The 11,191-nt window shown below is 46.4% G+C and carries 12 protein-coding genes; 5 read left to right on the forward strand and 7 right to left on the reverse strand.

The genetic code is table 11. The features are described from left to right. Together FTV43_RS13635 and FTV43_RS13640 are read left to right on the forward strand one after the other, a co-directional pair. Positions 1-1,963: Tn3 family transposase (locus tag FTV43_RS13635; RefSeq protein ID WP_368856090.1), on the forward strand; the 1,963-nt coding region annotated here is incomplete at its 5' end. 140 nt (positions 1,964-2,103) lie between these two features. Continuing rightward, a complete protein-coding gene (locus FTV43_RS13640; RefSeq protein ID WP_044501921.1) occupies positions 2,104-2,400 on the forward strand; it encodes a hypothetical protein in 297 nt (98 codons plus the stop codon). Between the two features lie 63 nt (positions 2,401-2,463). Here the strand turns inward: FTV43_RS13640 and tetR(Y) are convergent, their stop codons facing one another. After that, entirely contained in the window at positions 2,464-3,087 is a 624-nt protein-coding gene (gene tetR(Y), locus FTV43_RS13645) for a tetracycline resistance transcriptional repressor TetR(Y) (RefSeq protein ID WP_011931118.1), read from the reverse strand. 82 nt (positions 3,088-3,169) lie between these two features. Here tetR(Y) and tet(Y) point away from each other — a divergent pair, with 82 nt between their 5' ends. Then, on the forward strand, positions 3,170-4,345 hold the full coding sequence (tet(Y), locus tag FTV43_RS13650; RefSeq protein WP_011931119.1) for a tetracycline efflux MFS transporter Tet(Y): 1,176 nt from the start codon (positions 3,170-3,172) through the stop codon (positions 4,343-4,345). 15 nt (positions 4,346-4,360) lie between these two features. Here the strand turns inward: tet(Y) and FTV43_RS13655 are convergent, their stop codons facing one another. The 3 genes from FTV43_RS13655 to aph(3'')-Ib all read right to left on the reverse strand — a co-directional run bounded on the left by FTV43_RS13655 (position 4,361) and on the right by aph(3'')-Ib (position 6,434). Then, positions 4,361-4,627, reverse strand: a complete 267-nt coding sequence (locus FTV43_RS13655) for a hypothetical protein (protein ID WP_052928020.1) — start codon at positions 4,625-4,627, stop codon at positions 4,361-4,363. A 167-nt stretch (positions 4,628-4,794) separates the two neighbouring features. Continuing rightward, positions 4,795-5,631 (reverse strand): aminoglycoside O-phosphotransferase APH(6)-Id, encoded by an 837-nt coding sequence (locus tag FTV43_RS13660; protein WP_000480968.1) that lies wholly within the window; start codon positions 5,629-5,631, stop codon positions 4,795-4,797. Then, the gene (gene aph(3'')-Ib / locus FTV43_RS13665) at positions 5,631-6,434 is read right to left on the reverse strand and encodes an aminoglycoside O-phosphotransferase APH(3'')-Ib (RefSeq protein ID WP_001082319.1); all 804 of its coding nucleotides are present in this window, start codon (positions 6,432-6,434) and stop codon (positions 5,631-5,633) included. Before aph(3'')-Ib ends, FTV43_RS13660 begins: the two co-directional genes overlap by 1 nt. 232 nt (positions 6,435-6,666) lie before the next feature. Between aph(3'')-Ib and FTV43_RS13670 the strand changes: the two genes are divergently transcribed. Beyond that, entirely contained in the window at positions 6,667-6,969 is a 303-nt protein-coding gene (locus FTV43_RS13670; protein ID WP_179995729.1) for a mobilization protein, read from the forward strand. Between the two features lie 7 nt (positions 6,970-6,976). On the opposite strand, the gene FTV43_RS13675 is transcribed toward FTV43_RS13670, so the two are convergent. Further along, positions 6,977-7,909, reverse strand: a complete 933-nt coding sequence (locus FTV43_RS13675; RefSeq protein ID WP_000743272.1) for an IS5-like element IS17 family transposase — start codon at positions 7,907-7,909, stop codon at positions 6,977-6,979. Between the two features lie 41 nt (positions 7,910-7,950). On the opposite strand from FTV43_RS13675, the gene FTV43_RS13680 reads away from it, so the two are divergent. Beyond that, the gene (locus FTV43_RS13680) at positions 7,951-8,712 is read left to right on the forward strand and encodes an LPD7 domain-containing protein (RefSeq protein ID WP_179995728.1); all 762 of its coding nucleotides are present in this window, start codon (positions 7,951-7,953) and stop codon (positions 8,710-8,712) included. A gap of 235 nt (positions 8,713-8,947) precedes the next feature. Here FTV43_RS13680 and FTV43_RS13685 read toward each other — a convergent pair whose 3' ends face one another. Both FTV43_RS13685 and FTV43_RS13690 read right to left on the reverse strand, forming a co-directional pair. Beyond that, the gene (locus FTV43_RS13685; RefSeq protein WP_120376155.1) at positions 8,948-9,895 is read right to left on the reverse strand and encodes a nucleotidyl transferase AbiEii/AbiGii toxin family protein; all 948 of its coding nucleotides are present in this window, start codon (positions 9,893-9,895) and stop codon (positions 8,948-8,950) included. Continuing rightward, positions 9,888-10,283, reverse strand: coding sequence for a DUF6088 family protein (locus FTV43_RS13690; RefSeq protein ID WP_120376154.1), 396 nt, complete (start codon positions 10,281-10,283; stop codon positions 9,888-9,890). The genes FTV43_RS13685 and FTV43_RS13690 overlap by 8 nt, the downstream gene beginning before the upstream one ends. Positions 10,284-11,191 lie beyond the last annotated feature (908 nt).

Below are 11,191 nucleotides of genomic sequence, written 5' to 3' on the forward strand. Positions count from 1 at the left end.
AGTACCAGCGTACGGCCCACAGAATGATGTCACGCTGAAAATGCCGGCCTTTGAATGGGTTCATGTGCAGCTCCATCAGCAAAAGGGGATGATAAGTTTATCACCACCGACTATTTGCAACAGTGCCATCGCGAGTGGGTCAGGGTGGGACGGCTTAAAAACCCTTGTTGCAATGGCAACCAGGCTGACCGCCACCATGGCCGACGATCCGCTCAATCATGTGCTCGACGGTTATCACCGCTTCCGCCGATACGCTCCACGCATGTTGCGCCTGCTCGATCTGCGAGCTGCGCCCGTTGCACTGCCGCTTCTGGAAGCGGTGACGGCCCTTCGTACCGGTTTGAACGATGCCGCGATGACCAGCTTCTTGCGGCCCAGCTCGAAATGGCATCGCCACCTTCGGGCCCAGAGGGCTGGCGACGCTCGCCTATGGGAGATCGCGGTGCTGTTCCATCTGCGCGATGCGTTCCGCTCCGGAGATGTCTGGCTTACTAGGTCCCGGCGCTATGGCGATCTGAAACACGCACTCGTTCCGGCACAATCCATCGCGGAAGGCGGTCGTCTCGCTGTGCCATTGCGGCCGGAGGAATGGCTGGCAGACCGGCAAGCTCGCCTCGACATGCGGTTGCGCGAGCTTGGCCGTGCCGCTCGCGCAGGCACGATCCCGGGCGGGTCGATTGAAAACGGCGTTCTGCATATCGAGAAACTCGAAGCCGCCGCGCCGACAGGCGCCGAAGATCTGGTGCTCGATCTCTACAAGCAGATCCCGCCCACGCGCATCACCGATCTCCTGCTGGAGGTGGATGCGGCGACCGGCTTCACCGAAGCGTTCACCCATCTGCGCACAGGAGCACCCTGCGCTGACCGGATCGGGCTAATGAACGTTATCTTGGCGGAAGGGATCAACCTCGGCTTGCGCAAAATGGCGGATGCGACAAACACCCACACCTTCTGGGAATTGATCCGCATTGGACGGTGGCATGTCGAGGGCGAAGCCTATGACCGGGCGCTGGCCATGGTGGTCGAGGCACAGGCAGCGTTACCCATGGCCCGGTTCTGGGGCATGGGCACGTCGGCTTCGAGCGACGGACAGTTCTTCGTCGCTACAGAGCAAGGTGAGGCCATGAACCTGGTCAACGCGAAATATGGCAATACCCCGGGCCTGAAAGCCTATAGCCACGTCTCCGACCAATATGCGCCGTTCGCAACCCAGGTGATTCCTGCAACGGCAAGCGAAGCGCCTTACATCCTCGATGGCCTGCTGATGAACGATGCTGGACGCCATATCCGCGAGCAGTTCACCGACACGGGCGGCTTCACCGATCACGTCTTTGCCGCATGTGCCATTCTCGGCTACCGGTTCGCTCCGCGCATCCGCGACCTGCCATCCAAACGGCTCTACGCGTTCAATCCGTCGGCCGCCCCGCCGCACCTGCGAGCGTTGATCGGCGGAAAGGTCAACCAAGCCATGATCGAGCGCAATTGGCCCGACATCCTGCGCATCGCCGCCACCATTGCTGCCGGGACCGTCGCGCCAAGCCAGATTCTGCGGAAACTCGCCTCCTATCCGCGGCAGAACGAGCTCGCGACAGCCCTGCGGGAAGTCGGTCGCGTCGAGCGCACCCTGTTCATGATCGACTGGATTCTGGATGCCGAACTCCAACGGCGTGCCCAGATCGGGCTCAACAAAGGCGAAGCTCATCATGCGCTGAAGCGGGCAATCAGCTTCCACCGCCGCGGTGAAATCCGCGACCGTTCCGCCGAAGGCCAGCATTACCGCATCGCCGGCATGAATCTGCTCGCCGCCATCATCATCTTCTGGAACACCATGAAGCTCGGCGAGGTCGTTGCAAACCAGAAACGCGATGGAAAGCTGCTATCGCCCGATCTCTTGGCCCATGTTTCGCCGCTCGGATGGGAACACATCAATCTCACCGGAGAATATCGCTGGCCAAAGCCTTAGCGTAGGATTCCGCCCCCTCCCGCAAACGACCCCATTTTGTGATTTTGAATTAGATAATAATAAGTGATCGGCTTTGCTAATTGATGTTTTTGCTGTTGTCAGCTTAAAAGCTGAACAAGATTAAATAATGGAAATTTGATATGAATATGCGCATTCGTTTGATTGCAGGCGCAATCACCGCACTCATCGTGGGCTTTGGTTTTATGGCCTATGATAAATATACAGGCCGTGAATGGGTCGTCTCACCTGATCAGATTGAAGCGGCTCAAAGCAGTGGTAAAGCGGGTGTGGAAACACGTCCGGGCACGGTTGCGGTACGTGCAATCCGCAGCGAAGATGCGGATATACTGCCATTTAAATGGCTTGGTTATGGTTTGGTTGCAGGGTTCTTTGTCGTCTATTCAACACGCAAACCAAAAGCTGCACCAAAAGCATAATCTTTAAGTTAATCATTTTAAAAGCCTCGCTTTGCGGGGCTTTTTTATGTTGCATCTGCTAAGTTATTTTGTGGCTTTCTTCATTTCCAGACCGGAAATTAAAGCATCCAATCCATATTCAAAGGCAAAATCGGCACCTTCCGCATCGAATGTATCAAAGGCATGAGATAGAAACTGTGATGGCTGTGCAGGGGCTTCTTTTGAGGCTTGTTTGCGTTCAGAACTATCTTCGAGGGCTGCTTGCTGCTCACTGACAGAGCCCGTCGTATAATGACTGACAATCACTAATGCCCGTACGGCATCGGGCTGTTCAAATCCGCTCTCACATAAAAATCTGATCTGTTTTTCCACGCGCTCATATTGCGCACTGGTTGGGCGTGTGCCCGCATGAATGCGTGCGCCATCACGATAAGAAAGCAGTGCGCTACGAAAGCTGAGTGCATTTTCTTTTAAAAAGACACGCCAGTCTTCTCCTGTCTGAGGCACGGTGCGGGTGTGATTTTTTTCTAACATGGCTTCAGATAAGGCATCAAGCAGGGCGCGCTTATTGCGAAAATGCCAATAAAGAGCAGGTTGCTGCACCTTCAGGCGCTCGGCCAATTTTCGCGTTGTTAAATTGTCAACACCGACTTCGTTGAGAAGTTCAAGTGCAGCCTGAATAACGGTCTCACGATCCAATTTGGTCATTTTATTGCATTACCTCTTGACAATTTATCGTTGATAAAGTTTATTATCGCCAACTTATCAATGATAAATAAAAGTCACATCTATGTCAAAATCACTTATAACCGCACTCATTGTTGTCGCGCTTGATGCGATTGGTTTGGGATTAATCATGCCGGTGGTTCCGGCTTTATTAAATGAATTTGTACCGGCAGAGCAAACAGCATTTCACTATGGTGTTTTTTTATCGCTTTATGCGTTTATGCAGGTCTTTTGCGCGCCCGTTTTAGGGCGGTTATCTGACCGCTATGGACGGCGGATTATTTTGCTGGTTTCATTTTTAGGTGCCACGATTGATTATAGCATAATGGCGGCAGCGCCTGTTTTATGGGTGCTTTATATCGGCCGGATTATCTCAGGTGTTACCGGAGCAACTGGTGCAATCGCGGCATCAATTATCGCTGATACAACTAAACAGGAAGAACGTGCGCGTTGGTTTGGTTTTATGGGGGCGTGTTTTGGTGCAGGTATGATTGCAGGGCCTGCTATTGGCGGTGTTCTTGGTGATATATCTGTGCATGCGCCCTTTGTGGCAGGGGCTCTTCTCAATGCAATTGCCTTTTGTTTGGTGGCTTTCTTGTTGCCCAAAACGCCGTCACAACCGCCTGAAGGACAGCCAGCCAAAATCAATTTGTTTGAAGGCTTTCGCTTCAATTTTGCAGTTCAGGGACTTGCCAGCTTTTTTGCGTTGTTTTTTCTTATGCAGCTGATTGGGCAGGCGCCCGCCGCTTTGTGGGTGATTTATGGCGAACAGCGCTTGAATTGGGATATTGGCACAGCAGGTGTGTCGCTGGCCGTTTTTGGTGCAGCACATACATTCGTACAAGCTGTTTTAACCGGCACTCTTTCAAAGCGACTGGGTGACCGCGGTGTGTTGCTGCTTGGAATGGGCGCTGATATGTGCGGGTTTTTATTGCTGGCTTTTATCACGCAAAGCTGGATGGTTCTGCCGGCAATTTTTATGCTGGCCACAGGCGGCATTGGTATGCCTGCTTTGCAGGCCATTATTTCAGGTCTTGTTTGCGATGAAAAACAAGGTGCTTTACAGGGAACTTTAACGGGGTTGACGAATATAACCTCGATTATCGGGCCGGTCGGATTTACGACGCTTTATGGCTTAACCGCGGGGCAGTGGGATGGTTGGGTTTGGCTCGTCGCAGCAAGCCTTTATCTTATTGCTATACCATTATTGCGCCAGTCAGCCAGTTTATTGCGATCTTAAAATCTTGGCGGGAGATCAAGCAATCCCGCCAATAAAACCGCTGAGTTCATCAAGACGCACCATTGCCATGCGCATGGTGCCACGGCAATTTTGAGCTTTGCAGCGTGCGCGTCGTTCAACTTCGTCCAAATATAATTGCTCGTGTCCTCGAATTGAGCTGATCATTGCCTTATTGATATAAACAAGGCGGTTACATTTCTTGCAGGTCATTTCTAATCTTTGATGGTCTGCAAGATCACTGGCTTTATAGCGGGTTTTCCAGTTTCCGGGTGGGGATGCCATTTTCATCACCAGAAGTCTTCAGGTGAGGGAATACGGACATAGCTGATTTTACCGCCCACATGGGGTCGTTTGCGGGAGAGGGCGAAATCCTACGCTAAGGCTTTGGCCAACGATATTCTCCGGTAAGATTGATGTGTTCCCAGGGGATAGGAGAAGTCGCTTGATATCTAGTATGACGTCTGTCGCACCTGCTTGATCGCGGCCGCGATAGCTAGATCGCGTTGCTCCTCTTCTCCATCCGCGTTCCAAGCTGCGGAAAGGCACCCATAAGCGTACGCCTGGTCGAGCAGGCGACGCGGATCGACGTCCAGCGCACGAGAGAATGCGTCCGCCATCTGTGCAATGCGTCTAGGATCGAGACAAAGGTCGTCTCTGTCAGCCGGATCGTAGAACATATTGGCGGCGCCAAAGCCCACTTCACCGACCAGACCGACGGGATCTATCACCAGCCAGCCGCGACTGGAGAACATGATGTTTTCATGATGCAGATCGCCATGTAGCCCACGCAGTTCCGAGGCATTGCTCATCATTTGATCGGCTATAATCGCCGCGTGGACGTAGTCAGTTTGACAACCTGCGTTTTGATCATCGCGCGCCCGCTGAAACAAAGCTGCAAAGCGATCCCGGATCGGGAGAAGGGCAGAAGGCAGGGGTTCCTCAGATGCGGCATACAGCTTCGCCATTAGTTCCGCTGCAATTTCGGTCGCCTGGTAGTCGCCGTGCTCGGCAACGATGTGAGAGAGCATTCGCTCCCCGGCATATTCGAGCAACATCAGATTGTTCTCACGACCGAGCAACCGGACTGCTCCCCTCCCATTGCGCCATACCAGATAGTCGGCCCCGCGCAGTTCATCAGCAATGTCTTCTATAGGTTTCAATCCCTTGACGATTGCAGGAGTCCCGTCTGGCAATGAAACTTTCCAAACGAGGCTGGAAAAGGTGTCCGCAATGAGAACAGGTTGCGAAACGTGCCAATGAGCAGGAAAAACAGGCGGCATGAACATCAACCCCAAGTCAGAGGGTCCAATCGCAGATAGAAGGCAAGGCGTTCGCGGTCGGGGGCTTCGATCCCCAATACATTGAATAGGACAGCGAAGGCGCGCTCTGCTTCATCTGGCGCTGCCCAGTTCTCTTCGGCGTTAGCAATCATGAGTGCCAAATCGGCATAGCGATCTGCTGTTCCGAGCCGCCCAAGGTCGATCAGACCCGTGCATTGAAGAGTTTTAGGGTCCACCATGAAGTTCGGCATGCAGGGATCACCATGGCAAACAACCATATCGGTGCGCTCTTGGTCGAGCCGCACCGGTAGCTCTCGTTCGACACGAGCCAAAAGATCGAGCTGCGGCGTACTCTTGTCCTCGTCCGGTAAGAAGTCGGGATTGACGGCATTGCGGGACACCACATCAACGGCGCGTCCGAACATTCGCGACAGCCTGCGCTCAAACGGACATTGATCAACCGATAGGCTGTGAACAGCGCCAAGTTGCTGCCCCATTGACGGCCACGCTTTGAGCAAATCCGCTCCAGACAGATCAGCCGCCGGTACTCCCGGAATTGCCGTTATCACCAAGCATGCACCCTCCTGTTCCTCCTGCCAGTTGATCACCTCGGGGCAAGCCACACCTCGACCTTTGAGCCAAATGAGGCGGTCACGCTCTCCAGCGAGCTCACCGCGGCGGGAAGCAGGTGCGATTTTCGCGAAGGCATGCCCGTCACCACGTCGAAAAACAAAATCACCAGATTCTCCGCCTCTGACAGGCAACCAGTCAGAATGCGATTCACCAAAAAAAATATTAGTTCGATTCAATGGAGGTTCCTTCAGTTTTCTGATGAAGCGCGGAGGTGGCTCATTTGTCTTTTCTCAACAACAACAAAATAATTTTATGGGGTAAAGGGGTATCCCCTTTCGGACTTCCAAACTTAATGAAATTAGTTTGGTAAAGTGCGCCATTCTGGAAAACCATTATAGCTTAGGAAGGCATTGAATCTCAATGGCAGGTATCCTATGCTTGAATGGTTTTTTAGGTATGGGAATTACAATGACAAATGAATCTTTAGAACAGAGAATTGCTAAGCAGGAAGAACGCTTAAAGCAACAGGAAGAACGCTTAAAGCAGCTTAAAGCTCAAAAGCAGGCTAAAGACGCTCGTGAAAAGGCAAAACAGAAAGAACAAAATCGAAAAAACGATACCAGACGTAAAATTTTACTGGGTTCTTACTTGCTCAAGAAAATGGAAGATGAAGCAGAGAAACAAAAAATACTCGCTGGCATCAACGAGTATTTAACAGAAGATCGGGGCTTTGTTGCACAAAGATTTGAAATGCAAAGCGCCCCTAATTGAGCCAAATTTAAGGCGTAACTTGGGTAAGTGGTCGACCTAATTCCGTAAATCTGTTGAGGACTGCTACACGTGCATGAATTTCATTCACCTGACTAGGAAAGCTTCTTGCCATTAATTTATCGCCTAATAATTTGATGCAATGCATCTTGGTTTCCACCAAACTGCGGCGATGATAGCCTGACCATTTTTTCCATAATGTCCTGCCTAAACGTTTAACTGTTCGAAGTAATTCATTTCGCTCTAGCGAGCTACTCTTTGTATCTTTCCATGGTTTCGCATTTTTTCTAGGTGGAATCACCGCATGTGCTTGCCGATCTGCAATGACCTGACGGCATTGCTTGGTGTCATAAGCTCCATCGGTATAAACAGAGTCAATCTGCTCATCTTGTGGAATCTGATTAAGTAAATCACCAAGCACCTGTGAATCACTGACATTATTGGTTGTGAGCTGAATAGCGCGTATTTGTAGGGTTTTGGCATCTATACCAATATGTAGTTTACGCCATTGGCGACGATATTCAGCTCCATGTTTCTTGCGTTTCCATTCGCCCTCACCTAGAAACTTCATGCCTGTAGAGTCTACGAGTAGATGCAGCCCATCGCTACTTTTTTGGTAGCTGATTGCAATATCAATATGCTTTTGTCTTCTACAAAGCGTACTGTAATCTGGTGCGGTCCAATTTAATCCGCAAAGTTTAATCAGACTTTGCACAAAGCCAGTGACCATACGTAAAGATAGACGGAATAAGGATTTAATCATTAAGCAGCATTGGATAGCTGCGTCGGAGTAGGTTTGATTTCGCCCTTGTTTGCCTTTTGATGGAGCATACCATTGCGTAGCAGGATCAAACCAAATGGCAATATTTCCGCGACTCATGAGTGCTCGGTTATATGCGGGCCAATTGGTTGTGCGGTAGATTTTGTGTGTAGGCTTCTTCATTTGAAAATTATATCGCTGAAAAAGCCTTTACAGATAGGTTTGTGCAACAAAGCCCAAAAGAACACAAGCACAACTCTCAGTCTTCATCTTCAACACTAGAATTAGAGCTCGTGCCTAAGGTTGAGAAGAAAAGAACAATCAAACTTCCTGAAAATTTAGCTGAATCTGAGTTTGAGCAAATGCTGCAATACTTTGAATACACTCGAAGACTCAAGCTTCAGAAAAAACAAGAAGGAGAACGCTTGAATACATTAGAATCTTCAAAGAAAATGTCTATACCTCATCAGCAATCCCAAATGACATCTCTTTTTAGAAAAGACTATGTAATCGAATACAAATTTGGACAAAAATTTTATCTGGACCAAAAAAAAGTTGCATTTTTTGAAACGAAAAATACATCAGAAATTACAGTTGTTAGTCATCAACATGAGCATATCCGTGATGCTTTATTCCTGGCAAGAGCCAAGTTTGGTGTTGTTTTAGTTTTTGGAACAGATGAGTTTAAAAAACAAGTACAACAAATTGCTGATTCAGAAGATATCAAAATTGAATTTAAAACCACTGCTCAGCAAAAAGTGAATGCTGCAATTGAGAATAGTCCAATTGGTAATTCAGCTGCTAAAAATGACAGTGCTGAACCAAAACCGCCAAGGAGAGAATTAAGTTTGGAACCTAAAGATCCTAGTATAATAAATAAGGAAGATAGAGCTGATAATTTCTATAAAAATCAATCTGTGACATCACGTAATAGTCGTAAAGAGTCCACGCAAGAAAATAGTTACGATTACGGACCTGGTTTTTAAAACAATTGCCTAATCGAATTTTTATGCAGCTTGAAATATGGTTTTAAGAATAGCCTAAGAATTATACTTAGGCTAATTCAAAAAAAATTTCAAGCGAATTAACATTTTCTATCTTCGATGAGTTACGAGTTAGAATTCAAAGAAAAAACTCTGAAGAATTTTGACAAATTTAGTTGTAATAAGAGTGATTGTAAATAAATAATCTATTGTGCTTAAGCTAATTTCTTTTCTACATTTACAACTTTAAGTTAGCGAAGATCTGTTGAACTGAGTCCTGAAAATGTGAATAGGCTTGCTGCCATGATATTTGTTTGTCCCCGAACACCATAGGAACAACAAAATTATTAAACCTGGCTTTATAGAGTGGATTACGACTTAATTCATTTAAACCAAATAACAATTCAGCAATCGGGTCTTCAACCATAAGAGTATGCTGACGACCATAACGCTCAATATCAGTTTTTATAACTTTAGTAGCTAAGTGCCCTAAATAAACAAAATCTTGTGGTTTACCATAGGTAATTTTAAAGTAGTCATACACATGTCGAACTAATGATTCATCATCAGCTCTTTCAGCATTTCTAGCAAAGGCCGCTGTACGCCTTAAAATTGCTATCAGCTTCTCGATACTGGTACTGACAATTGTGACGGAGGGAAAAGCATCGACTGGCTTCCCTTTCTTAGCCAAGTCATACACAAACGAGGTGATACTTCTAGATTCAAAAGGCTCAAGTAAGTCTGTTTCAACTAATTCCAATTTAATGAATGGTCGTAAACAGGGAGCTTGGTTGAAATGCTGAGGATATCGAATTAATAATTCCATATAACGATATTCATCCCAGACAACTGGTTCCTCTTCAATTGTAAAGAAATCAGATTGAGAGATTTTGTCTTGTACTTGATGAAGCAATTGTTTACGTACAACTTTAGCTTTAGAGCGACTTAATGCAATATTTGGTTTTGGAACTATTTTAATGTCCACATCTTCAGACATCCGATTTAACTGAATATTTGCTTTAGCTAAAGAAGTTCCACCAGCAAAAACCAAGTCATGCGTTTCAAATTCTAGAGACTGTAATAGTCTCAATAACTCGACAACATAGTAATCTTTTTCAACAATAGAAGTTGCACCAATACCAAGTGCATCAGCGACATCTGCAAACACATTTTTTATATCAGGCATTAATTTGGCTACGACCTACAGACAATTGGCGTGTAAAACGACGCGGGGTTTTAATTTGAGTAAAGGCTGGAATCTGGGTGGATTGACCAGATAAATATTTTTCCGTAGCCTCTCCTAACGTAACCTGCACATCCAATCTTTTTAATGCCTCTAAGATCACTGCATCCGCGCCTTCTGGACAGGCTGGCATTACTTTGCCGGTAATTTGATTTTTTCTTGCTTTGGTATAAATACCATAACCAACTTTAATTAGCTCACCTTCTTGAACTAAGTTTCGCAGAACTCTTCCAATTTGGTCATAATTCGCAATGTCATTAAAATCATCACGCATAAAAACATAACGTTTTGAGCGTTTGATGCGCATTTGCATTTTCGCTTTAGTTGTCATCGCATCTCCCTTATACATCAGTTTTCACATACCTTTAAACTAGCAAAAATACGACATTTTGTCGAGCAAAAATACGACATTATACTAGATGAGACTGTAGATAAATTACTCAGGAAGACAACTTTGTCTGATCTGACAGTTCTTGGTTGAGTTGCAGAATTCTATTACTCTATTACATTAAACAGCTGTAGATAACTACTTATGATCCAGAATTGGTTATCAAGCACCCTGATTACATAATAATCATAAGTTATACAACTTACACAATTTATGTGTCAGGAACCTGTCCACTTATGTACCTCTAAACACGTACGTGTTTTTATCACATTTGCTCTATAGCTCACAGCTTTTCGTTGTTGAGCTTTTTGAGTAGGTGATTGCTTATATTTTATCGTTTGTTTTGCTGTTTCAATAACTGTATCAATAGCTGTATTGGAAAAGATGCTTTGAAGGATCTGTGTTGCTTCCAGGACATTACTGATCAATTTGGATTGGTATATCAAGTCATGGAGAATAAAGTTGTTGTTCTGGTTCTAGATGTTGATAGACGAGGTACGGTCTATAAAGGCCTACAATCAAATTAGCTCACGGCTTTTGGTTGTTGAGCTTTTTGAGTAGGTGATTACTTATATTTTATCGTTTGTTTTGCTGTTTCAATAACTGTATCAATAGCTGTATTGGAAAAGATGCTTTGAAGGATCTGTGTTACTTCCAGGACATTACTGATCAATTTGGATTGGTATATCAAGTCATGGAGAATAAAGTTGTTGTTCTGGTTCTAAGAGATGGATCCGTAAATTTGAACAACTCCTATAAGTGATATTCTGCTCCTCAAATGATGTTATAAACATCAATATATGGAGTATTTTATGGCACGTAGACCAAGAAGAAATCATTCAAATGATTTT

The sequence above is a fragment of the Acinetobacter sp. YH16053 genome (assembly GCF_013417035.1).
Lineage (GTDB): Bacteria > Pseudomonadota > Gammaproteobacteria > Pseudomonadales > Moraxellaceae > Acinetobacter > Acinetobacter towneri.